Origin of the sequence: Mesorhizobium waimense (assembly GCF_003601975.1) — a bacterium.
Classification (GTDB): Bacteria; Pseudomonadota; Alphaproteobacteria; order Rhizobiales; family Rhizobiaceae; genus Mesorhizobium; species Mesorhizobium waimense.
In genome coordinates this window covers 190393-214016 of record NZ_QZWZ01000004.1, presented here as the reverse complement: position 1 = coordinate 214016, position 23624 = coordinate 190393, and the positions used below count along the sequence as shown (strand labels likewise).

General features: G+C 64.5%; 21 protein-coding genes and 1 riboswitch. Of the genes, 10 read left to right on the top strand and 11 right to left on the bottom strand.

What is annotated here, in order from left to right:
• Positions 1–9: 9 nt before the first annotated feature.
• The gene (locus tag D3227_RS07850) at positions 10–1782 is read left to right on the top strand and encodes a hypothetical protein (RefSeq protein WP_120013536.1); all 1773 of its coding nucleotides are present in this window, start codon (positions 10–12) and stop codon (positions 1780–1782) included.
• Between the two features lie 20 nt (positions 1783–1802).
• On the opposite strand, the gene D3227_RS07845 is transcribed toward D3227_RS07850, so the two are convergent.
• Positions 1803–2102 (bottom strand): CcdB family protein, encoded by a 300-nt coding sequence (locus D3227_RS07845; protein WP_120013535.1) that lies wholly within the window; start codon positions 2100–2102, stop codon positions 1803–1805.
• The gene (locus D3227_RS07840) at positions 2102–2344 is read right to left on the bottom strand and encodes a type II toxin-antitoxin system CcdA family antitoxin (protein WP_120013622.1); all 243 of its coding nucleotides are present in this window, start codon (positions 2342–2344) and stop codon (positions 2102–2104) included. Before D3227_RS07840 ends, D3227_RS07845 begins: the two co-directional genes overlap by 1 nt.
• Positions 2345–2511: 167 nt before the next feature.
• On the opposite strand from D3227_RS07840, the gene D3227_RS07835 reads away from it, so the two are divergent.
• Positions 2512–3450 carry a homocysteine S-methyltransferase family protein gene (locus D3227_RS07835; protein WP_120013621.1) on the top strand — a complete coding sequence of 313 codons (939 nt, stop codon included), beginning with the start codon at positions 2512–2514 and terminating at the stop codon, positions 3448–3450.
• Between the two features lie 27 nt (positions 3451–3477).
• Here the strand turns inward: D3227_RS07835 and D3227_RS07830 are convergent, their stop codons facing one another.
• Positions 3478–5301 (bottom strand): ABC-F family ATP-binding cassette domain-containing protein, encoded by a 1824-nt coding sequence (locus D3227_RS07830; protein WP_120013534.1) that lies wholly within the window; start codon positions 5299–5301, stop codon positions 3478–3480.
• Positions 5302–5303: 2 nt separating this feature from the next.
• Positions 5304–5948, bottom strand: a complete 645-nt coding sequence (locus tag D3227_RS07825; protein WP_120013533.1) for a thiamine diphosphokinase — start codon at positions 5946–5948, stop codon at positions 5304–5306.
• Positions 5949–6082: 134 nt separating this feature from the next.
• Positions 6083–6197, top strand: a riboswitch (TPP riboswitch).
• 43 nt (positions 6198–6240) lie between these two features.
• Between D3227_RS07825 and thiB the strand changes: the two genes are divergently transcribed.
• From thiB to D3227_RS07805, 4 genes are all read left to right on the top strand, one after another.
• Positions 6241–7239, top strand: coding sequence for a thiamine ABC transporter substrate binding subunit (gene thiB, locus D3227_RS07820; RefSeq protein WP_120013532.1), 999 nt, complete (start codon positions 6241–6243; stop codon positions 7237–7239).
• 8 nt (positions 7240–7247) lie between these two features.
• Positions 7248–8858: a thiamine/thiamine pyrophosphate ABC transporter permease gene (gene thiP / locus D3227_RS07815; RefSeq protein ID WP_120013531.1), complete on the top strand. Its 1611-nt coding sequence runs from the start codon at positions 7248–7250 to the stop codon at positions 8856–8858.
• The gene (gene thiQ / locus D3227_RS07810; RefSeq protein WP_120013530.1) at positions 8855–9640 is read left to right on the top strand and encodes a thiamine ABC transporter ATP-binding protein; all 786 of its coding nucleotides are present in this window, start codon (positions 8855–8857) and stop codon (positions 9638–9640) included. The genes thiP and thiQ overlap by 4 nt, the downstream gene beginning before the upstream one ends.
• Positions 9641–9857: 217 nt before the next feature.
• The gene (locus D3227_RS07805) at positions 9858–11264 is read left to right on the top strand and encodes a M48 family metalloprotease (protein WP_425374485.1); all 1407 of its coding nucleotides are present in this window, start codon (positions 9858–9860) and stop codon (positions 11262–11264) included.
• A gap of 18 nt (positions 11265–11282) precedes the next feature.
• On the opposite strand, the gene D3227_RS07800 is transcribed toward D3227_RS07805, so the two are convergent.
• A complete protein-coding gene (locus D3227_RS07800) occupies positions 11283–12146 on the bottom strand; it encodes an RNA polymerase factor sigma-32 (protein WP_120013528.1) in 864 nt (287 codons plus the stop codon).
• A gap of 329 nt (positions 12147–12475) precedes the next feature.
• On the opposite strand from D3227_RS07800, the gene D3227_RS07795 reads away from it, so the two are divergent.
• From D3227_RS07795 to D3227_RS07785, 3 genes are all read left to right on the top strand, one after another.
• Positions 12476–13249, top strand: coding sequence for an amino acid ABC transporter substrate-binding protein (locus D3227_RS07795; RefSeq protein ID WP_120013527.1), 774 nt, complete (start codon positions 12476–12478; stop codon positions 13247–13249).
• A 162-nt stretch (positions 13250–13411) separates the two neighbouring features.
• A complete protein-coding gene (locus tag D3227_RS07790) occupies positions 13412–14092 on the top strand; it encodes an amino acid ABC transporter permease (RefSeq protein WP_120013620.1) in 681 nt (226 codons plus the stop codon).
• Complete coding sequence (locus tag D3227_RS07785) at positions 14089–14850, top strand: amino acid ABC transporter ATP-binding protein (RefSeq protein WP_120013526.1); 762 nt, start codon at positions 14089–14091, stop codon at positions 14848–14850. Before D3227_RS07790 ends, D3227_RS07785 begins: the two co-directional genes overlap by 4 nt.
• 51 nt (positions 14851–14901) lie before the next feature.
• Here the strand turns inward: D3227_RS07785 and D3227_RS07780 are convergent, their stop codons facing one another.
• From D3227_RS07780 to D3227_RS07760, 5 genes are all read right to left on the bottom strand, one after another.
• A complete protein-coding gene (locus tag D3227_RS07780; RefSeq protein ID WP_120013525.1) occupies positions 14902–15483 on the bottom strand; it encodes a CarD family transcriptional regulator in 582 nt (193 codons plus the stop codon).
• Positions 15484–15854: 371 nt separating this feature from the next.
• The gene (gene fdxA / locus D3227_RS07775; RefSeq protein WP_006202440.1) at positions 15855–16193 is read right to left on the bottom strand and encodes a ferredoxin FdxA; all 339 of its coding nucleotides are present in this window, start codon (positions 16191–16193) and stop codon (positions 15855–15857) included.
• 150 nt (positions 16194–16343) lie between these two features.
• Positions 16344–16730: an RNA-binding S4 domain-containing protein gene (locus D3227_RS07770; protein ID WP_120013524.1), complete on the bottom strand. Its 387-nt coding sequence runs from the start codon at positions 16728–16730 to the stop codon at positions 16344–16346.
• A 12-nt stretch (positions 16731–16742) separates the two neighbouring features.
• On the bottom strand, positions 16743–20150 hold the full coding sequence (locus D3227_RS07765; protein ID WP_120013523.1) for a helicase-related protein: 3408 nt from the start codon (positions 20148–20150) through the stop codon (positions 16743–16745).
• A 693-nt stretch (positions 20151–20843) separates the two neighbouring features.
• The gene (locus D3227_RS07760) at positions 20844–21542 is read right to left on the bottom strand and encodes a TetR/AcrR family transcriptional regulator (RefSeq protein WP_245451688.1); all 699 of its coding nucleotides are present in this window, start codon (positions 21540–21542) and stop codon (positions 20844–20846) included.
• Here D3227_RS07760 and D3227_RS07755 point away from each other — a divergent pair.
• Positions 21511–22761, top strand: coding sequence for an FAD-dependent oxidoreductase (locus D3227_RS07755; protein ID WP_167480637.1), 1251 nt, complete (start codon positions 21511–21513; stop codon positions 22759–22761). The two genes, D3227_RS07760 and D3227_RS07755, sit on opposite strands and share 32 nt — an antisense overlap.
• Before the next feature lie 99 nt (positions 22762–22860).
• Here D3227_RS07755 and phbB read toward each other — a convergent pair whose 3' ends face one another.
• Positions 22861–23586 (bottom strand): acetoacetyl-CoA reductase, encoded by a 726-nt coding sequence (gene phbB / locus D3227_RS07750; RefSeq protein ID WP_120013521.1) that lies wholly within the window; start codon positions 23584–23586, stop codon positions 22861–22863.
• Positions 23587–23624 lie beyond the last annotated feature (38 nt).

The window sequence follows — 23624 nt, the reverse complement described above, 5'->3', positions numbered from 1 at the left end:
GACTGACGCATGGCAGATTTCGTTGCTGTTCTGAAAAAGACGATCGACGGTCTCGGTGAGAACACGCCGGAGATTCGGGCGAGGGTCTACGACAAGGCCCGGGCGACGATCGCGAAGAAGCTTGCCGATCACGTTCCGCCTTTGGCTCCGTCGGTCGCCGACCAGCAGAAGCGCACGCTTGAAGATGCCATTTCCAGCGTCGAGCGGAACTATGCCAAGAGCGTGCCTGCCGCCGACCCTTTGGCGGAGCTGGAGCACATCTTCTCGTCCATAGACCGCAACAAGAACCAGCCGAGCCACACACGGCAACCGGCAAAGACGGAACCGACCTGGCCGCCGCCGCCTATGGCCAAGCCGGAACCCGCCAAGTCGGAGACCTTCCAGCCGGCGCCGCCTGCCGCTAAGGCAGAGCCGAGTTGGCAGAAGGCGCCGCAGACGCCGCCATTCGACAATGCCGATACCCGCCTTCCGGGGATGGACGCACAGGCGCCGAACGACCAGGATGACGTCTTTGCCAATGACGAGCAACCGGCGGCGGAGGACACCTTCCAGCGCTTGCGCCCCGCCGTGCGCAAACGCAGCTATGGCGGGCTGATCGCGACCGCCGCCGTGCTGCTGGTGATTGCCGGCGGCGGGTACGGCATCTGGCTGAACAAGGACGCGTTCGGCTCGATGTTCGGCCCTGGCGGGTCGAAGACCGTCACCACCGAGCCGCTGGTGAAACCGGCGGCCCCGGCCAAGCCGGCGGCCGATGCCGCGGCGGCACCGCCGGCGGCGGGCGCCACCGACACCGCCGAGACAACCAAGTTCACCCAGCGCCTGACACCCGAGGGCAAGGAGACCGATCCCGGTCCGGCCGCCGGGCAAAGCGGCATAGGCGAAGGCGAATCCGTCGCTGCGTTGACCACGCCGCCGCCGGCCACGCCACCACCGGCCACGCCACCTTCGGCCGCTCCGACGCCCGCGCCAGCCGGTCAACCTGCTGCAGCCGGAGGCGCTCCCGCAGTGCCCGCGCCCGCAACAACGCCGCCAGCCGACGGTGCCGCGCCGCCCGCAGCACCGGCTGACGCGACTGCCCCCGCTCCGCCTGCGCCCGCAACAACGCCGCCAGCCGACGGTGCGGCGCCGCCCGCAGCACCGGCTGACGCGACTGCCCCCGCTCTGCCTGCGCCGGCGGCCGGCACCACACCGGCCGCGCCGGCGGCCGCACCCGCCGAGACAGCGCTGCCGGTCGGCCAGAAAGCGATCTTCTACGAAGAACGCACCAGCACCGCGCAAGGCTCGGCCGAGCCCGGCAACATCGTCTGGTCGCTGGTGCAGGAATCGCCCGGCGGTGACCTGCCGCCTGAGCCGGCGATCCGCGCCGAAGCAACCATTCCGGGCAAGGACATCCAGCTGCGCATGACGATCAGGCGCAACACCGACCAGACGCTGCCGGCCAGCCACATTATCGAGATGATCTTCCTGACGCCGGAAGGCTTTGACGGCGGCGGCGTCGACAACATCCTGCGCATCGCCATGAAGAGCTCGGAGCAGGATGCCGGCAGCCCGCTGATCGGCATTCCGGCCAAGATCGCCGACGGCTTCTTCCTTGTCGCGCTCAACGACACCAAGGCCGACGAGGACGCCAACCTGACCCTGCTACGTGGCCAGGACTGGATCGACGTGCCGGTGGTCTACAAGACCGGACGGCGGGCGCTGCTCACCATGGAAAAGGGCATCCCCGGCGAGAAGGTGTTCGACGAGGCGCTGAAAGCCTGGCAGGCCAAGACGTCGGGCTGAGCAAGGCTCGGCCCGACAATTCAAAAACCCTGGAACAGCATGTCGAGCGCGCCGACGATGTCGTCGTGATGCTTGGTGATGTTCAACCTGATTTCACCCAGTTCGCTGATCGGAACCGTGGCGATCAGATGGGTGGCCACAAGCAGCTTTCGGCCATTGATCTCGACGATGGGATGCAGTTTTCGAATCGCCGGCGGTGCGGTCTGGATCGGGAGAAGGGGGATCACCACTCGTGTCTTGAGGTGGTCGAGCAGATCGGACTGCACGTTCAGCAAATAGCTGCCTTCGACGCGACCCGCGAAGACATCATAGCGGGCCATCAGAATTGCCGGTACTCTTCCAGCGGTATTCCTTGCTTTTCGGCGTATTCATTCCACGCCTCCATCGTGGCGCGGTTCTCCAGCTTCCACAGCCGCGTCTTTTCGGCAGCCACCGCTTCGGCGATACCGGCTTCCGCGGCGCGCGAGACATTGACGTCCAGCCCCTTGGCTTCCTTCATGAGATTGGAATCGATCGACAGGTTCGCCGGTTGGCGGATCGCGTTCGAGGCTAGCTTGCGCATGGTGACTCTCCGCAACATGCGCATAATCTATGCGCATTTGCGCGCCGCGGCAATGGCGATGCGATGTCTGATCGCGTGCGCGCACGAGCTTGCTTGCCAGGGACATGGGCGAACTTGCCCCCAGATGCTATACTCACACAAACGGCAGGCCGAAACCGGGCACGGCGATGACCAATGCGAAGATTGATCTTCGTGAGCTGGGCGAAACCGTTCTCCTGACGGATGGCGGCCTCGAAACGTCGCTCGTCTTCATGGATGGGCTCGATCTGCCGTTCTTTGCCGCCTTTCCCCTGCTAGGCGAGGAAGAAGGCCAAGACAGGCTCGCTCGCTATTTTCGCCAGTTTCTGGATATCGCCGAACAGCGCGGCGTCGGCTTCGTGCTCGACACGCCGACATGGCGCGCCAATCCGGACTGGGGCGGGAAGCTCGGCTATTCGGACAAGGCGCTGTCGGCCACCAACCGGCACGCTGTCTCGTGGGCACGGGCGCTCGGTGCGCCTTACGCCGCGCGTGGGATGGTCGTCCTTGTGAATGGGGTGGTCGGACCGCGCGGCGACGGCTACCGGGTCGATGCGGTCATGACGACGGCGGAAGCTGAAAACTATCACATCGACCAGATCAAGGCATTCCGCGACGCTGGCGCCGATATGGTCAGCGCCATCACCATGACCTATTCGCACGAGGCGGCCGGAATAGCCTGCGCCGCAATGGCATCAGGCCTTCCGTCGGTGATTTCCTTTACTGTCGAGACCGATGGGCGCCTGCCTTCCGGCGAGAGCCTGAAAGAAGCCATCGAAACCGTTGACGACGAAACCGACGGTGCACCGGCCTATTTCATGATCAACTGTGCGCACCCCAGCCATTTCGACGCCGTTCTTGCCGGCGACGGAGGCTGGGTGGGCCGCATTCGCGGCGTGCGCGCCAACGCGTCCGCCAGGAGCCATGCCGAGCTCGACGCGGCGACCGAGCTCGATCCTGGCGATCCGGTCGACCTCGGCCGGCGCTATCGCGCGATGCGCGACCGTTTCGGCCACATCGGCGTGCTCGGCGGCTGCTGCGGTACGGACGCAAGGCACATCGCCGCGATCTGCGATGCCTGCCTGTGACGGCGGCCAATCAGGGAAGGTAGAAGTCTATCCTTCCATCTCCTCGCGCAGCATCTCCAGTTCCAGCCACTCCTCCTCGAGCGCGGCCAGCGTGGAGCGCTCCTTGTCGAGGGCGGCAATGGTCTTCTGGAACGAGGCCGGATCGCGTTCGTAATAGGCGGGATCGGCGATGTTGTTCTCCAGCCTGGAAATCGATGCGGTCACCGCCTCGATTTTCTTCGGCAGCGATTCCAGGGCGAATTTCTGCTTGAACGATAGTTTTTTCGCCGGGCCCTTCGGGGCAGCAGCAATCTCGGCCCTGCCGGCCACGGCCGCCTCACCGGCCTCCGCCTTCGGCCTTACCTTGCGGTCTTCCAGCTTGGTGCCGCCGCGCTGCGCCAGCATGTCGGAATAGCCGCCGGCATATTCGATCCAGCGGCCGCCGCCGTCCGGCGCGATCACGCTGGTCACCGTGCGGTCGAGGAAATCGCGGTCGTGGCTGACCAGGATGACTGTGCCGGCAAAGCCGGCAACCAGTTCCTGCAGCAGTTCCAGCGTCTCCATGTCGAGATCGTTGGTCGGCTCATCGAGCACCAGCAGGTTCGCCGGCCGCGCCAGAACGCGGGCGAGCAGCAGCCGTGCCCGCTCGCCGCCCGAAAGCTCACGCACCGGCGTGCGCGCCTGTTCGGCCTTGAACAGAAAGTCCTTCATGTAGGAGACGACATGGCGCTGCTCGCCATTGATGACGAGGCTCTCGCCGCGCCCGTCGGTGAGATAATGCGCCAGCGTCTCGGCCGGGTCGACGGCCTCGCGCTTCTGGTCGAGCGTGGCGATCTCCAGATTGACGCCGAGCCGGACCGAGCCGGCATCCGGTGCTAGTTCGCCGGTCAGCATCTTCAAGAGCGTCGTCTTGCCGGCGCCGTTCGGTCCGACAAGGCCAACGCGATCACCGCGCTGGATGCGGGTCGAAAATCCCTTGACCACGGTGAGGTCGCCGAAACTCTTTTCGATGTTCTTGGCCTCGATCACTAGCTTGCCGGATTCGGCGGCATCGCTGGCCACCAGCGTTGCCGTGCCTTCGGCGCCGCGATGGCCGCGAAAGCGCTGGCGCATGGTTTGCAGCTCGCCAAGCCGGCGCATGTTGCGCTTGCGCCGCGCCGTCACGCCGTAGCGCAGCCAATGCTCCTCGCGCACGATCTGGCGGCCGAGCTTGTGCTGCTCGCGCTCTTCCTCTTCCAGAACCTGGTCGCGCCACTCCTCGAAATGGCCAAAACCCTTGTCCAGCCGGCGAGTCTGGCCACGGTCGAGCCAGACGGTGGCGCGCGAGACGCGCTCGAGAAAACGGCGGTCGTGCGAGATGAGGATCAGCGCCGACGAGGTGCGGGCAAGCTCCTCCTCCAGCCACTCGATCACCGACAGGTCGAGATGGTTAGTCGGCTCATCAAGCAGCAAGATGTCAGGCTCGGGCGCCATGACGCGAGCAAGGGCTGCGCGGCGCGCCTCGCCGCCGGAGAGATCGTTCGGCTTCTCCTCGCCGGTGAGGCCAAGGTGTTCCATCAGATAGGTGGCGCGGTAGGGATCGTCGGCGGGCCCCAGTCCCGCTTCGACATAGGTGCGAACGTTGGCGAAATCGTCCATGTCGGGCATTTGCGGCAGATAGCGCACGGTCGCCGAAGGTTGGCGGAACACTTCGCCGTCCTGCGGCTCGATCAGCCCGGCGGCGATCTTCAGCAGCGTCGACTTGCCCGAGCCATTGCGGCCGACCAAGGCGATCTTGTCGCCGGCCGAGGCGCTGAGTTCGGCGCCGTCAAGCAGCGGCGTGCCGCCGAAGGTGAGCTTGATTCCGTCGAGATTGAGAAGCGGCGGAGCCATGATCAGCTTTCAGGCAAGGGGTAGGGGTGGGCAAGCAGCAGCGCACGGCCGCTGCCCAAGGCGATTTCGAGCCGGCCCTTGACCTCGTTGGAAATGGTCAGCGACGAGCCGAACGCAACTTCGACATGGTCGAGCGGCCATTTGGCGCCGGTGACGCTGAGGCCGGCAAGGTCGGAGAAGCCAAGCACCGAAAACAGCGTGCCGTCGGCATAATCGAAACCGGCCATTCCCGGCAAAAGCGGAATGCCTTCCTGCGCGCCGCTGGTCAAAAGCATTTCCATCCCGCCTTCGGCCAGGCGCACCGCGAGGGCCAGGTGCAGGAAGGCATGGTCGGCGCGCTTGCCGCCGAAGGCGCCGGCAAGTATCAGGCTGGTGGCGCCGCGCTCGAGTGCGGCCGATATCGCCAGTTCGCCGTCGGTCTGGTCCTTTTCGGCCGGGAAAATCTGACGCGGCACGGCGGCCAGATCGTCGGGCAAATCCGCCGGCACGGAATCGAAATCGCCGACCCAGAGTTCCGGCGTCACCCCCAGAAGCCGGGCATGGCCGATGCCGGCGTCGGCGGCGATGACGCGCGTGCCTTCGACCTGGCGGTCGAGCAACGGCGTGCGGATGAGATCGCCGCCAAGCAGGATGGTGAATGTGCTCATATCTCGTGGCCCTTACCAGCCCTGCCTGCGAAACGGAAGGCCGCGCCTTAAGTGCGTCGAGTCTTTGGGCAACATGCATTGGATGCCCGGCAAAGTTCCGCTTGCGCGGCTGATCGGCCGGGCCTATGTGTCGAAACGCTCTAACGGGGTGCCGGACGCGATCTTCGCGGACCGGCTGAGAGGCAAACCAGCCAACCCGCTGAACCTGATCCGGTTTGTACCGGCGGAGGGATTAGACGTTTCGGACAACCCGACGCCTCAATTCCTTTCAACACGAACGAAGGAGGCGCCGATGCGCACGCTTTTATGCTCGCTTATCTCAGCAATCACCGTGGCTGTCGCGGCACCCGCGTCGGCGCAGGACAAGCTCACCGTCTACACCTATGAGAGCTTCACCGCCGAGTGGGGGCCGGGGCCGGCGGTGAAAAAGGAATTCGAGGCCGAGTGCGGCTGCACCCTCGACTTCGTCTCGGTGGCCGACGGCGTGGCGCTGCTCAACCGCGTCAAGCTCGAAGGAGCCTCGACCAAAGCCGACATCGTGCTCGGCCTCGACACCAATCTGACGGTCGAAGCCAAGGCCACCGGCCTGTTCGCGCCGCATGGCGCGGTGTCCGACATCAACGTGCCGGGCGGCTGGAGCGACGACACCTTCGTGCCCTTCGACTATGGCTATTTCGCCGTCGTCTACGACACCGAAAAGCTGAAGACGCCGCCGAAGAGCCTGAAGGAACTGGTCGAGGGGGATGCCGCCGACAAGATCGTCATCCAGGATCCGCGCACCTCGACGCCGGGCCTCGGCCTGCTGCTCTGGGTCAAGTCGGTCTATGGCGACAAGGCGCCGGAGGCCTGGGCCAAGCTCAAGTCGAAAGTGCTGACGGTGACACCGGGCTGGAGCGAGGCCTATGGCCTGTTCACCAAGGGCGAAGCGCCGATGGTGCTGTCCTACACGACGTCGCCGGCCTACCACATGGTCGCCGAGAACAGCGAGCGCTACCAGGCGGCGTCCTTCGAGGAAGGCGAGTATCTGCAGATCGAGGTGGCTGGCATCACCACGACGGGCGCCAAGAACCCGCTGTCGGAAAAGTTCATGGCCTTCATGACCGGGCCGAAGTTTCAGAATGTCATTCCCGAGACCAACTGGATGTTTCCGGCCGGTAAAACCGACAAGCCGCTAAACCCGGCCTTCGACAAGCTGGTCAAGCCGACCAAGACCTTGCTTTTCAGCCCTGAGGAGGTCGCCGCCAACCGCAAGGCCTGGGTCGACGAATGGCTGGCGGTGATGAGCAAATAGGGGTCGGGATGGTGCCGGCGCGTTCGACCGATTCTCGTGTCACCGCCGGCATCGTCGCGCTTGCGGCAATAGCGCTGCTAATCGGCGGCGCGTTCGCGGGGCTCATCCTCGAAGGCGCGCGCGACCTCTCCGGTGCCGCGTCGGCCTTCGATCCCTATCTCCTGCGTGTCGCCCGCTTCACGCTATGGCAAGCGGCGCTCTCGACGCTGCTTTCCGTCGTTCCGGCGCTGTTCGTGGCGCGCGCCCTGTCGCGGCACCCGCGCTTCCCCGGCCGCGGCCTGATCCTGCAGCTCTTCGCCCTGCCGCTGGCGCTGCCGGCGATCGTCGCGGCGCTCGGCATCCTGGCGCTCTACGGCAATGCCGGCTATTTCGCCGGTATGCTCGGCAGCGAGAATTGGCCTGGCATCTACGGGCTGTCAGGCATCCTCATTGCCCATGTCTTCTTCAATCTGCCTTTGGCCACAAGGCTGTTCCTCGAAGTGCTGGGGACAGTGCCTGCCAACCAATGGCGGCTGGCGAGCCAACTCGGGATGGGAGCAAAACCGGCCTTCCGGCTGATCGAATGGCCGGCGCTGCGCGCGGCATTGCCGGGCATTGCCGGGCTTGTCTTCATGCTCTGCATCACCTCCTTCACCATCGTGCTGACGCTGGGCGGCGGGCCGGCCGCCACGACGCTGGAGGTCGCCATCTACCAAGCGCTGCGCTTCGATTTCGATCCCGCGCGGGCCGTAACGCTAACATTTCTGCAGATCGCGCTCACCTTCGTGGTCGTGCTGGCCTTGATGCGGCTCGGCGCCAACACGGCTGGCGATGCCAATCTACCGGTGGCGCCGCGCCGGTATCTTTCCGCCGGCACGGCCGAGACAGCGTTGAACGCAACCTTGATCGGTCTGGCTTTGCTGTTCGTCGCCGGGCCGATGGCAGCCACGCTGGCAGCCGGCCTTGGCGCCGATCTCGGCCGGCTGGCGGGCGAGGCTGCCGTGCGACAGGCGACGCTGACCAGCGTCGTGCTTGCCTTGCTGTCGGCGGTGCTTGCGGTGGCGCTGTCGCTGTCACTCATCATGGCGCGGCGGGCACTCGCGCTGATGCGCGGCGCCGGTCCTCGGACGCTGCTCGAACATGCCGCCGACACCGGCGCCGGTTTCGTGCTGGTCGTGCCGCCCATCGTCGTCGGCGCCGGCTGGTTCCTGCTGCTGCGCAGGGTCAGCGACGTCTTTGCCGTCGCCCCTGTCATGGTCGTTGCCGTCAACGCGGTGATGGCGATGCCCTTCGCCATCCGCGCTGTGCGTCCCGCCTATGATGCGGCGAGCGAACGCCACGAAAGGCTTTGCGCGCAACTTGGCATCTCAGGCTGGAGCCGGCTCATTCGGGTCGACTGGCCGTCGCTCCGGCGGCCTCTGGCCACAGCCTTCGCCTTCGCCATGGCGCTGTCGCTCGGCGACCTCGGTGTGATCGCGCTGTTCGGCAGCGATTCGGTGCAGACCTTGCCTTATCTTTTGTTGGCGCGCATGGGCAGTTACCGGACTGCGGACGCCGCCGGCCTGGCCTTGCTGCTCGGCATGGTTTGCCTGGCGCTCGTGCTTGTCGCGGACCGGCTGGGGCGCGGAGAACGAGCATGACGCCCACCCATGATGGCGCCGACGTAAAACACGGGGCAGCAGTGCGGCTAGACAATGTTTCGTTCAGCTACGGCGAGGCGTCGTTTCTCTTCAATGTCCAGTTTGCCGCTTCCAGGATCACCGCGATCATGGGGCCAAGCGGCTCCGGAAAATCGACGCTGCTCAATCTCGTTGCTGGTTTCGAGGCGCCAGGGTCGGGCCGCGTGCTGATCGGCGAAGCCGATGTCAGCGCCGCTCCGCCTTCGGCCCGGCCGGTGTCGATGGTGTTCCAGGAAAACAATCTGTTTGCCCATCTCTCGGTGGAGCGCAATGTCGGGCTCGGCCGTTCGCCGTCGCTCAGCCTGACCGACGTCGACCGCGAGGCGATCGCCGGGGCGCTGCAGCGCGTCGGCCTTGCCGGCAAGGAAAGTCGCTTGCCGCGCGAGCTCTCCGGCGGCGAGCGGCAGCGCGTCGCACTCGCCCGTGTGCTGGTTCGCGACCGGCCGGTGCTTCTGCTCGACGAGCCATTCGCCTCGCTCGGACCGGCCTTGCGCGACGACATGCTGGATCTGCTGGCCAGTGTCCATGCCGAGCGGAAGATGACGGTGCTGTTCGTCACCCACCAGCCGGAAGATGCGCGCCGCATCGGCCAGAACATGGTGTTTCTCGACAATGGTACGGTGGCCGAGGCGGGGACGGCGGCCGATTTCTTCGACGGCTCTGGACCGGAAGCCTTCCGGCGCTATATCGGCTCGGGTCCGGTCAACGCCGGATCACGAGATATTGCCCGGAAGCGGACATAATTTACGGCCAAACCGGGTTTGGACGATGCGGCGTTTGCTTGCCTTGACCGGAGGAGTGTGGCTAGGTCCGGCCATACTGGTCCGGCATAGGCCGTGATTTGCCGCAAAGAACAGAAGGGACGCCGATCTGCCGACCGGCAAGGACAGACTGTTGACGAAGCCGCTGGCGCGGTTCCTTGCGCTGGCCGGCTTGGCCGTGGCGCTGGCAAGCTGCCAGATGTTCACGCCGCCGGATGTGGAGGAATCCGGTTTCCAGCCGTCCGACAGACCCGTCACCGTCGACAATGTCGTTGCCAACAGCAAGCTCGCCGAGATGGCGAAGGCGCAGCATCCGCGCATCCTTGCCACCTATGGCGGCGAATATTCCGATCCCAAGCTCGAGCGTATGGTGGCCAAGGTGGTTGGCAGCCTGACGGTGGTATCGGCCAATCCGACCCAGACCTATCGCATCACCATCCTCAATTCGCCCAACGTCAACGCGTTCGCGCTGCCCGGCGGCTATCTCTACGTCACGCGCGGCCTGTTGGCGCTGGCCAATGATTCGGCCGAGCTTGCCGCCGTCATCGCGCATGAGATGGGCCACGTCACCGCCAATCACGGCCTGCAGCGGCAGCAGTTGGAGGCCGAGGAAGGGCTGGCGACCAAGGTCGTGTCCGATGTGCTCGGCGACAGCCCGACCGCCAAGGCCGCACTCATCCGCGGCAAGCTCAGGCTTGCGCAGTTCTCGCGCAATCAGGAACTCGAGGCCGATGCCATCGGCATCAAGTCGGTCGGCGAGGCGGGTTACGATCCCTACGCCGCCGGCCGCTTCCTGCAGTCGATGTCGGCCTATACCGATTTCCGCTCGATCAGCGGCGCCACCGATGCCAGCCTCGACTTCCTGGCGACGCACCCCAACACACCGCAGCGCATCGACCTGGCACAGCGGCATGCCCGCCAGTTCGGCCCGCCGGGCGTGGGCACGCGCGACCGCGATGCGTTCCTCGCCGGCGTAGACGGCCTGCTTTACGGCGATACGCCGGAAGAAGGCTATGTGCGCGGCCAGACCTTCCTGCATCCTGGCCTCGGCGTGTCGTTCACCGTGCCCGACGGCTTCGTCATCGACAATTCGGCCGCCGCCGTGACGGCGACCGGCCCGGGCGACATGGCGATCCGCTTCGATGGCGTTGCGATCGACAAGAATCGCCCGCTGACCGACTATATCCGCAGCGGCTGGGTGGCCGGTCTCGACGATGCGAGCGTGAAGCAGGAAACCATCAACGGCAACGAGGCGGCGACAGCGCATGCCGGCGCCGACGGCTGGCAGTTCGACATCGCGGTGATCCGCGCCGGCGGCCAGGTCTACCGTCTGTTGACGGCGGCACCCTCGGCCAGCACCACGCTGGAGCCGGTGGCGCGCTCGGTCAGCGGCTCGTTCCGCATCCTCAGCGCGGCCGAAAAGGCGGCGCTGAAGCCGCTGCATATCCGCGTCGTCACGGTGCAGACCGGGCAGACCATGGGTTCGCTCGCCGCGCAGATGGTCGGCGTCGACCGCAAGCTCGACCTGTTTAGGGTGCTCAACGCGATGTCGCCGGGCGCCGCGGTTTCGACCGGCGACAAGGTCAAGATCGTCACAGATAGGTAAGGTTCAGGACGGCAAGGCTCAAGCCGCTGTCGCCATGAATTCGGGGTTCTGCTCGACCAGCGCAACCTTGAGCTTTTCCATGGCGCGCGCTTCGATCTGGCGGACACGTTCCTTGGAGATGCCAAGCGCTTCGCCGAGCGATTCCAGCGTCGCGCCCTCGTCGGTCAGACGGCGCTGCTCGATGATCCTGAGTTCGCGGGCATTGAGCGCGCCGAGCGCTGCCTTGAGCCATAGTGAGCGGCGTTCGATATCGATCGTGTCACCGACAATTTCATCCGGCAAGGGATCGTCCGAAATCAGGAAATCCATGCGCTCGGCCGTGCCGCCATCATCGGCAAGCGGCGCGTTGAGCGAAGAGTCGGGTGCCGAGAGGCGGGAATCCATCATTGCGACGTCGGCCTCGGAGACGCCGAGCGCGACGGAAACTTCGCGGTAGAGCGAGGCGTTGGAGATCGGCTCGGCACCGTTCGCCAGCCGGGCGCGCAGGCGCCGCAGGTTGAAGAACAGAGCCTTTTGCGCCGAGCTGGTGCCGCCGCGCACGATCGACCAGTTGCGCAGGATGTAGTCCTGCATCGAAGCGCGAATCCACCATGTCGCGTAAGTCGAAAACCGCACCTCGCGGTCCGGCTCGAAGCGCGCCGCGGCCTCCAGCAGGCCGACATGGCCCTCCTGGATCAGGTCGCCGAGCGGCAGGCCGTAGTGGCGAAACCGCGAGGCCATGGAAATGACCAGCCGCATATGCGCGACCGTGATCCGGTGCAGCGCCTGCTGGTCGTTGTCTTCTTTCCAGCGCAACGCCAGAAGATGCTCCTCCTCGCGCTCGAGATAAGGAGCCTTCATCGCCGCGCGGACCATGGTTCGTCCTGCCGTGTCTTCGATCATGCCGCGCTCCTGTTCCCGGGCCTTGCCGACGGACTGGCCACCACGATCTCGCCGGCGCTGCGGTTGAAATGTCGGCGCCGCGCCCTACAACAGCGAAACTCGCCACGCCGGGGAATGTTCCCGGGCGCGGTCGTCCTGCGGTTGAACGGAGTGGGGCGAAGCGGGCGCGGCGAAGCTTAGCTTCGCATTCATCGGCGCAGATTTTGAGAATGGGATTTCTGGAATGACCTATCTTTGAAATCCGATTCCTTATTTTGCCGAGATGCATCTGCCAGTTTCCAGCCCTTCACAAAGTGCCGACCAACCGGCCAAGACGGGATCACAGAAAAATGAAATGGCTCACTTCGCTCATCGTCGCTGGAACGCTGCAGGTTCTGGCGGTTACATCAGGCCATGCTGGCGCCAACCTCGACCAGATCAAGCAGGCCGGCGTGATCAAGGTCGGCACGGAAGGCACCTATGCGCCCTTCACCTACCATGACGCTTCCGGCGCGCTGGTCGGCTTCGACGTCGAGATCGCCAAGGCGATCGCTGACAAGCTCGGCGTGAAAGTCGAATTCCTCGAAGGCAAGTGGGACGGGCTGATCGCCGGCCTCGACGCCAACCGCTATGACGCCGTCATCAACGAGGTCGGCATCACCGATGCGCGCAAGGCCAAGTACGACTTCTCCGACCCCTACATTGCCTCCAAGGCGGTGCTGATCGTGCGTGGCGACAACACCGACATCAAGAGTTTCGCCGATCTCAAGGGCAAGAAGTCGGCGCAGTCGCTGACGTCCAATTTTGGCAAGCTCGCCGAGACCAACGGCGCCGAGCTTGTCGGCACGGATGGCTTCGACCAGTCGATCCAGCTGCTGCTCACCGGCCGCGCCGACGCCACCATCAATGACAGCCTGTCCTTCCTCGACTTCAAGAAGCACAAGCCCGACGCCAATGTGAAGATCGCGGCGCAGGAAGAGAACGCCGACTATTCCGGCGTGATCGTGCGCAAGGGCGATCCGGAACTGGTCGCCGCCATCAACAAGGCGCTGGCCGACATGAAGGCCGACGGCACCTACAAGAAGATCGCCGACTCCTATTTCGGCCAGGACGTCTCGAAGTAAGTGCTCTTTTCACGAGCGGGCCGATACCGGCCTGCTTTCCACATGTTGCGGCGAGTCGTCTTTGACGGCTCGCCGGTTTTCGCGTGATATCCAGTCCCTGTGTCCGTGCCTCGACGGATATCGGCTGATGCGCCGTAGATGATCTGGCAAGGAGGCCTTTCTGTGCCGCACTGGCTGCAACTGATGCTGGACTCCTTGCCGACGCTGTTGTGGGCGGCGCTGATCTTCACCGTGCCGTTGACGCTGCTGTCGTTCGCCTTCGGCCTCGCTGCCGGATTGGCCACGGCGCTGATCAGGCTGTTTGGCCCGAGGCCGTTGGTTGCCGTGGCCCGTTTCTATGTCTGGATTTTTCGCGGGACGCCGCTGCTGGTGCAGCTGTTTTTGATCTTCTACGGCCTGCCGTCGGTCGGCATATTGCTCGACGCCTTTCCCGCCGCGTTGATCGGCTTCACGCTCAACATCGGCGCCTACACGTCGGAGATCATCCGCGCCGCCATCGGTTCGGTGCCGAAGGGGCAGTGGGAGGCGGCCTATTCGATTGGCATGAGCTGGAGCCAGGCGATGCGGCGCACGATCCTTCCGCAAGCCGGACGCGTCGCGGTGCCGCCGCTGTCCAACACCTTCATCTCGCTGGTCAAGGATACGTCGCTGGCCGCCGCCATCACCGTGCCGGAAATGTTCCAGGCGGCGCAGCGCATCGTCGCCACCACCTATGAGCCGCTGATCCTCTATGTCGAGGCGGCGGCGCTCTATCTGGCGCTGAGCTCTGTGCTGTCGGCGCTGCAGACGCGGCTGGAGGCCAGGCTCAACCGCTATGGCGGTTTCCTGGAGGCGCGCGCATGATCGGCCTCACCAATATCGAGAAGCGCTTTGGCGACAATCTTGTGCTGAAGGGTGTCACCGTCGCCATCGAGGAGGGCAGCGTCACTGCCCTTGTCGGCCCCTCAGGCGGCGGCAAGAGCACGCTTCTGCGCTGCATCAACCTGCTGGAGCTCCCGACCTCCGGCACGGTGCGCATTGGTGACGAGACGCTGGAATTCCGCCCGGGCATCAAGGTCGCCACAAGGGATATTCGGCGCCTGCGGCTGCAGACCGGCATGGTGTTCCAAAACTTCCAGCTGTTTCCGCACCGCAGCGCCATCGAGAACGTCATGGAAGGATTGGTGACGGTGCTGAAATGGCCGGTTGATAGGGCGCGCGAACGGGCGATGGCCCTGCTCGAGAAGGTCGGCATGGCGCACAAGACCGATGCCTGGCCGGCGACGCTGTCGGGTGGCCAGCAGCAGCGGGTGGCGATCGCCCGGGCGCTTGCGCCGTCGCCGAAGGTGCTGCTCTGCGACGAACCGACCTCGGCGCTCGACCCGGAACTGGCGCAGGAAGTGGTCGACGTGCTTGGCCAGCTCGCCAGCGAAGGCACGACCATGGTGATGGCGACACATGATCTCAGGCTCGCTTCCAAGATCGCGCAGGAAGTGGTCTTTCTCGACGCCGGTGTCGTCGTCGAGAAGGGCCCGGCTTCTGTGGTGTTCAGCACCCCGGAGCGCGAGCGGACCAAACGATTCATCGCCACGCTGAGGCAGGAGGCGGGCGAGTCCCAATAAAAAACCCGGCGCGAGGCCGGGTTTTCCGTAAACTTGTGAAGAGCGAAAAGTTCAGGCAGCTTCTTCCTGCTCGGATTCCTCGTTGTCGGCCTTGGCGCCGCGCTTCGGACCCTTGTTGAGGTTCACCTCGATGAGGCGCACCGCTTCGGTCTCCGACATGCGGTTGACGGCCGCGATCTCGCGAGCCATGCGGTCGAGTGCCGCCTCGTAAAGCTGGCGCTCGGAATAAGACTGCTCCGGCTGGTTGTCGGCGCGGTAGAGGTCGCGCACAACTTCCGAGATCGAGATCAGGTCGCCAGAATTGATCTTCGCGTCATACTCCTGGGCGCGGCGCGACCACATGGTGCGCTTGATGCGGGCACGGCCCTGCACCACCTTTAGCGCGCGGTCGACATAGTCCTCTTCCGACAGCTTGCGCATGCCGATCGAGGTCGCCTTGGCGACCGGCACCTTCAGGCGCATCTTGTCCTTCTGGAAGTCGATGACGAAGAGTTCCAGCTTGTGGCCTGCCACCTCCTGCTCGTCGATCGACACGATCTGGCCGACGCCGTGCGCCGGATAGACGATGAACTCGCCGGTCTTGAAACCGTGACGCGCTGCGGTGGACTTCTTCTGCGGGGTGATCGGTGCCATACGCCCTGAACTCCTTGTTGTAGCGCCGGCATGGCGGCGCCGGCTGAAACTTCGCGCGATCGGGGTGGCCGACCGTTAGCCGCACAACAGATGAACCACCGGAAAAGCCGGGACCGGCAAACCGCGATAACGCGAGCGCCTGCCCCAGATCGCTCTGGTCCGGATTGAAAAGTTCACCTTTCAGTGATTTGGGGCGTTTGCGCCATAAATCGATGTTGTGTCACCGGCATGTTTGGCTGATGTAACACAAAAAGTCGGAAGAATCAAGGTTTTGCTGCATTAGCGAAGGCAAAGGGCCATCGCCGCCTGTCAAGACAGTTGGTGTCTCATGTCCGTTACGCAGCGTCATGCCGGCCGAGCCGGCGCGACCGTCAGTCGCCTTCGCCGGGCTCGGCGGAGAAATATTTCTCGAACTTGCCGGCCTCGCCATCGAAGGTTTTGGCGTCTGCCGGTGGCTCTTTCTTGGCGGTGATGTTGGGCCATTTCTCGGCGTATTCGGTGTTCACCTGCAGCCATTTTTCAAGGCCCGGTTCCGTATCGGGCTTGATCGCGTCGGCCGGGCACTCCGGTTCGCAGACGCCGCAGTCGATGCACTCGTCGGGATGGATGACGAGCATGTTCTCGCCTTCGTAGAAACAGTCGACCGGACAGACCTCGATGCAGTCCATGTATTTGCATTTTATGCAATTGTCGGTCACGACGTAGGTCATCGGTCGGCTCCGGGACGTCCCGTTTTTGTTGGGCTTTTTTGGTGAGGTAACGCCTTTGCCTGCCTGTGGCAAGGGCGGCCATTCCCAAGGATGTCGGCGTCTCCGGAATGGAATTCCAGAGCGCGACCCTGGCGAAAGTCGGCCGTGCCTTCAATCCTCGCCGATGAGACGGTTGGTTTGGCGGCGTTCCTTCTTGGTCGGCCGGCCGCTGCCGGCGTCGCGCAGCGCCGGAATTGCATCCGGAACGGCCTCGCCCTTCGGTGCCGGCGGTGGCGACATGTCCTCGTAAAGCAGCCGTGCTTCTTCAGCCGGGCCGCGCCGGACCCCCGCGCCGAGCACCTTCCAGACGAAGATGCGGCGCTCCAGCGTGATGGTCAGGACGTCGCCAGGCTTGACCAAATCCGAGGCCTGCGCTGCTTTGTCGCGATTGATGCGCACGCGCCCGGCAACCACCAGCTTCGCCGCCAGCGAGCGCGATTTCACCGCGCGGGAAAAGAACAGCCATTTGTCGATTCTCTGGCGGCCTTCGGCAACCATTGGACCTTTGACTTACTTCTTCAGCTGGTCGCGCAAAGCGGCGAGCTTGGCGAAGGGCGAGTCCGGATCGAAACGCACCGGACGCTCCTCGCGCGGCTTTGCCTGGAATGCAGGCTTGCCGCCCTGTGCGCCGCCCTTGCCGTCCTGCCGGCCGCCTTTCCAGTCGGGCCGGCTCTCGCGGCGATCGGGACGCTCACCCTGCGGCTTGCCTTCGCGGCGCTCGCCACCTTCGCCCTGGGGCTTGGGTTTGAATTTCGAGCGATCGAAGCGCGGCTTGGCGGCGCCGTCGCGCTGGTCGCGCCGGCCTTGATAGGCCGGCCGCTCGCCGGGGGCGGTCACCGGCTGTCCGCCACCGGCATCCGCCGGGGCATCGCTTCGACCCTGCGCGGCCTGTCCGTTGCGCGGGCGATTGTCGCGGCGGTTGTCGTGGCGATGGCGCGGGCGCTGCTCGAAACGGCCCTGCCGCCACAACAGGATGGGCTTTGGCTCCTCGGCCTCCGGAGCGGGCTCGCCGGCAGCGGCTTCCGCTACCGTGACCGGCTCGGCTTGCAGCACTTCCTGAGCGGGCGCTGCTGCTTCGGTTGCCTCGACCGTCGCGGCTTCAACCTCGGCGACTTCGGGTTCTGCTTCTGGTTCGGCGGCCGATGCAGGTTCGGCCGGCATTTCCGCTGCGGCTTCTGCTGCGGGCGCGATCTCTTCCGCGACTTCAGCCGGAGCTTCCGAGTGCTCTTCCGCGACAGGCTCCACCGCTGCCTCGGCGACGGGCTCCGCAGGAGCTTCGGCTGAGGCCTCAGCAACGGTAGCTGCATCAGGTTGCGAACCCTCCGCTGGCGCCTCGGCTGCGACTTCAGCTACAGCTTCCGCCATCACGGCCTGCGCGGCCGCTTCCGCCGCCAGCTTTACGGCAGCGGCTTCGCGTGCGGCATTGTCCTGCGCTTCGAGCCGCGCCTTGACTTCGGCGGCAGGCTTCGGCTCGGCGCGGTAGCCGAGGCCTTTCAGGATCTCTTCCATATCGTCGGCGGTGGCGCCGAGGATCGACATCATCGGCGGCGTCACCATGAAGGCCTCGCCGTCATAGGCGCCTTCGGGGCGCTGTCCCAGGCCCGGCTTCCAGTTGGTCGCCGGACGGATCAGGTCGGCCAGCCGCTCGAGGATGTCGACGCGCACCGCGCGGCGGCCGAGATTGCGGTAGCCGGCGAGCTTGTAGAAGGATTTGTCGAAGGTCGGATCGATGACCACCGAGGTGCGGCCCGACGCCAGGGCGTGAACCACGTCGCCGAAGCCCGGCTTGTCCTTGCCGTCGTTCTTCAGCGCCCAAAGCAGCGTCACCAGCCCGGCCGGTGCCGGCTTGACCAATGCCGGCACGAAGACATGGTAGGCGCCGAAGCGCACGCCCAGCCGGCGCAATGCGGCGCGGCCTTCCTGATCGAGCGACTTCATCTCCTCGGCGATGTCACGGCGGTTGATGAGGCCGAAATTCTCGACCAGCTGGAAGGCGATGCCGCGACCGATGCCGGTGATCTGGTCGGCGTTCTTCAAGTCGACCAGCGGCTTCAGCAGGGATTCGACCTGGAAGTTGACGAAGCGCTCGGCGCGCGCTGCGACCTTGTCGCGGGCGGGACCGGTAAGCTGCTCGTCGGCCAACAGCACAAGGCGCGGCTTCAGCGGCTCGTCGCCGGCGACCAGCGTGCCAACCGGCGCGCCGATCCAGCGCAGCGTGCCGTCGGAGCCGAGCGCGATGTCGCCATTGGCGCAGGCGCCGAAACGCTCGGCGCGGGCCTCGAATTCGGTGGCCAAAGCCTTTTGTGCCGCCGTGCGCACGGCCTTGGCATCCTCGCCGCCGGCGCTCTGGTCGGCGGTGAAGCGGAACCCTTGCAACTCGCCGACATGATGGCCTTCGACAAGGACGGTTCCGGTAGGGCTAATTTCGGCTTCAGGCATGGTATTTTCTCTAAGGCGCCGCATGAGGACGGAAGTCCTGCGGTCTACGAAGCGTTTCGTCAACCGCTCATGCAGCGCATCCGACAATCTGTCTTCGATTTCGCGCGTCTTTTCCTGCCAGTGTGCCTGATCGGCCAGCCAGCCGGGCCGGTTGGAAACGAAAGTCCAGGTGCGGATCTGGGCGATCCGGTGGGATAGCGTGTCGATGTCGCCGTCTGTCGTGTCGGCACGCCGCACCTGCTCGGCCATGTAGTTCTCGTCGACATGGCCATGCCGGGCGAGGTCCATATAGATCGAGGCGATGAGGTCGGAATGCTGGGCCGGCGCGATCTTCCTGTAGTCGGGGAGCGCACAGGCTTCCCACAGCAGCGCCACGCGCTTGGCGTCCGTGGCCAGAGCTCGGATGTCCGCGTCGCGCGACAGATGTTCGAGCGCCTGCGCGTCAACTGCCGGCAGCGCCCGCGTCAGGCCCTCGACCGGTGCGTTGGTCTCGATCGAGCGCTTCAGCGCATCGAGGCTGGCGAAATCGAAATTGGCGGTGCGCCATTGCAACACCTTCACCGGGTCGAAATCGTGGCTTTCGATCTTCTTGACCAGCTCTTCCTCCAGCGGATCGACCTGGCCGGTGACGCCGAACGTGCCGTCGCGCAAATGGCGGCCGGCGCGGCCGGCGATCTGGCCGAGCTCGGCGGATGTGAGGTCGCGAAACTGGTAACCGTCGAATTTGCGGTTCTGGGCGAAGGCGACATGGTCGAGATCGAGGTTGAGGCCCATGCCGATGGCGTCGGTGGCGACGAGATAATCGACATCGCCGGACTGGAACAGCGCCACCTGGGCGTTGCGGGTGCGCGGCGAGAGCGCGCCGAGCACGACAGCGGCACCGCCCTGCTGGCGGCGGATCAGTTCGGCGATGGCATAGACCTCGTCGGCGGAGAAGGCGACGATTGCCGTGCGCCGGGGCAGACGGGTTAGCTTCTTCGATCCGGCATAGGCCAGATGCGACAGCCGCGGCCGTGTCACCACCGAGACGCCCTTCAGCAGCCGCTGCAGGATGCCGTGCATGGTTGCAGCACCCAAGAGCAGCGTTTCCTGGCGGCCACGCAGGTGCAGGATGCGGTCGGTGAAGATGTGGCCGCGCTCGAGATCGCCGGCGAGTTGAACTTCGTCGATGGCGACGAAGGCGGCGTCGGTCTCGCGCGGCATGGCCTCGACGGTGCAGACTGAATATTTGGCGCCTGCCGGCTGGATCTTTTCCTCGCCGGTGATGAGCGCCACCTTGTGGGCACCGACCTTTTCGCAAACGCGCGTGTAAACTTCCCGCGCCAGCAGTCTGAGCGGCAGGCCGATGACGCCGCTTTCATGCGCCACCATGCGTTCGATGGCGAGATGGGTCTTGCCGGTGTTGGTCGGGCCGAGCACGGCCGTCACGTCGCGGCCCGAAAGGATCAGCGGCTGGGAGTGTTTCGGCTGGATGTTCATCGGCTCGGAAATAACGCTTCTGCCGCTCGTTGCCGGGGAGCACGCCAGTGGTGGCGCGTGTGACAGCCGACACATAAGGATTTCAGGCGCGAAGCGAAAGCGGAATGTTCCGCAGATGGAGCGAAGAGCCGTCCGGCTCGCGCGAAATCCGGTCCCGATTAAGAGTTGGAACGAGACTGGAACGAATCGGCGACGAATCACTGACTCTCGCTGATTCAGGTTTTGTTCACGGCTATATGTGGATTCTTTGACGGTGAGTCTCACCACATGCTGAATCGCTAAACTGGCCCGATTTATGCAGGGAGAAGAAAGCTGTTAACCTTTGCCGGGGAACGATCCCCGCACTCCGATCGGCCTCAGTCAACATTATGAAATCCTTGACTTTTCCTAACTGGCTTTAACCATTTGACAGAGCTTTTCGGCCTCCATCGTTAATGTTTCGGCCAAAGCCGGAACGAATCGGCGACGAATCAGCGATGGTCAGGTTTTCTTGGTTTGTTCACCCCAATATGTTGTGTTGTGAACAGCTTATCCACCGAGAAGTCACAGCTTGTCAGAGGCGTTGTGCACAGCCAGCGCCTGCGCCGTTAACCTTTGCGTGCCGCTCCGGCACAGATCGGCGTTGGGTGCATCGGGTCTGCCCGATCGTAGCAGCGCGACCAGGGCTCGGTCAGCAATGCCAAAACGGCTGCTTCAGGACTGGTCCTCTCCCGTCACATAGTGCTGCAACGCCGCGCCGACGTTCCGGACGAGCTCGTCGTGCGACAGGGCGACGACTGGCGGAAGCCGCAGCAGGTATCGGCACATCGCCAAACCCAGCAGCTGGCTTGAGACGAGACCGGCCCGTCGACCCGCATCGGCGGGGTCGCCGACCGCCGCAACCACTGGCCTCACCTGGTTGGCAAACACCTCGCGCAGCTTTTCGGCAGCAAAATCGTTGGACATCGCCGAACGCAGCAGAATTGTCATGCCAGGACCGCTGGCCGGACCTTCCCAGATTTCGAGGAAGCGTCGGATCAGTGTTTCGCCGATGGCCGCTCGGTCAATCACCCGCAGCTCCGGCAGATGCAGGTCGACGACCGCCGCCCTGGCGAACAGTTCGTCCTTGCTGCGGAAATAGCGGATCACCATGGCCGGATCGATCGAGGCATGCGCCGCGACATCGCGGATCGAAGCCCCGTCATAACCGTGCTCGGCGAAAAGCAGCCTGGCGGCCTCCAGGATATGGGCCCGCGTGCGGTCCGACTTGCTGATTTTCATTGCCTGATTCTGAGTCATGAAATTCATATGCCAACGACTGTTGACAAATGCAATGGCGTCTATTAGAAAGTCAACACTTGTTGATAAATGGAGAGAGAAAATGTTGCCCGATACAACGCAAGTCCTGATCATTGGCGCCGGCCCAACCGGCATGGCGCTGTCCATCACGCTGCACCAGGCCGGTGTCGATCACGTTCTGATCGACAGGCTGGCGCAGGGCCTGCAGACCTCGCGCGCCGGCGTCATCCATGCGCAGACGCTGGAAGCGCTGGAGCCTCTCGGCGTCACCGGGCGGCTGGACGAACTTGCCCTGAAGCTGCAAAATTTTGCCATCCGCGACCGCAACCGGGCGCTGCTCAATCTCGATTTCGGCAAACTTCCATCAAGGCATCCCTATCTGTTGATGCTGCCGCAGAACCTGACCGAGCAGGTGTTCGCCGAGCGGATCGCAGCCCTGGGCGGCGTCATTCATCGCGAAGTCGAGGCCAAATCGGTTGTTCAGGATGCTGACGGCGCCCGTGTGATGGTGGTCGAGAACGGCCGCGAGAAGCTGATATCGGCGCGCTATGTCGTCGGCGCCGATGGTATGAACAGCCTGGTGCGTAGGTCGACCGGCATCGAGTTCGACGGCGCTGCCTATGACGGGTCGTTCGTTCTCGCCGACGTCCGTCTCGACTGGCCGGTTGGGCCGAAGGAAGTGTCGCTGTTCTTTGCACCGGCCGGGCTGGTGGTGGTAGCGCCGCTTCCGGACGGATCATACCGCATCGTTGCAACAATGGACGACGCGCCGGAAAAGCCAGGGGTTGCCGACATCCAGGCGCTGCTCGACAGCCGTGGGCCGACCAGCCAACGAGCCCGGGTGCTCGGCCTGGCGTGGAGCTCGCGCTTTCGTGTGCATCACCGCCTGGTCCGGTCATATCGCAAGGACCGGTTGTTCCTCATGGGCGATGCCGCGCACGTGCACAGCCCGGCAGGGGGACAGGGCATGAATACCGGCATCATCGACGCGGTCGTGCTTGGCGAACTGCTTGGCGATGTGGTGAACGGCGTGCGCGCGGAAGCCGAGCTCGACCTCTACGAAACGTTGCGACGCCCGGCGGCCCAGGAGGTGCTTGAACTGGCGGGAAGGATGACCGACATGGCGCTTACCCGCAATCCGGTGAAGCGGTTCGTCCGCAATGGGCTGCTCTCGCTGATGAACCTCAATCCATTGCTGAAGCGTCGCATGGCCTTGAAACTGTCGGGCCTCAGCCGCGCGCCGCTGGCCCGGCTGCCGGCACCATCGCTTGAGCCGGGTTCAATCTCCGCTGCCAAGCCTGCAGCCAAAGCAGCGCTGAAGCTTGCCGCCTGACAGCTCTGATTGTCAGGCCGACGGGCCTCGATCGTGGATGTGTATGTCTGTGCCGGCCGTTGGGCCGGTACATCAGTTGTCGCTGAGTGACGCGAAAGCTCAGGCGAAATACTGCCCGCCATTGGCGGATATGGTCGAGCCGGTGATGAAGCCGGCTTCATCGGACGCGAGGAAGACGACGCAGCGTGCGATCTCTTCCGGTTCGCCGAGGCGCCCGACCGGGATTTGCGGGATGATGCGCTCGTTGAGCACCTTCTCGTCGATCGCCTTGACCATCTCGGTGGCGATGTAGCCCGGGCAGATGATGTTGACGGTGATGCCGGCGCGGGCGCCTTCCTGGGCGAGCGCCTTCGAGAAGCCGATGTCGCCGGCCTTGGCGGCGGAATAGTTGACCTGTCCAGCCTGGCCCTTCTGGCCGTTGATCGAGGAAATGGTGATGACGCGGCCGAACTTGCGGTCGCGCATGCCGCCCCACAAAGGATGCGTCATGTTGAAGACACCGGAAAGGTTGGTGTCGATGACTTCCTTCCACTGCTCGCGCGTCATCTTGTGGAACATGCCGTCGCGGGTGATACCTGCATTGTTGACCAGCACGGAAACCGGACCGAGATCGGCCTCGACCTGCTTGATGCCGGCGGCGCAGGCGTCATAGTCGGCGACCGACCATTTGTAGGTCTTGATGCCGGTTTCGGCGGTGAACTTCGTCGCCGCTTCGTCGTTGCCGGCGTAGTTCGCGGCAACCGAATAGCCGGCGTTCTTCAGCGCGACCGATACCGCCGCGCCGATGCCGCGCGACCCGCCCGTGACGATTGCAACCTTGCTCATGCGTTTCCCCTTTCGGTACCGCCCTGTTTTCGGGCTTT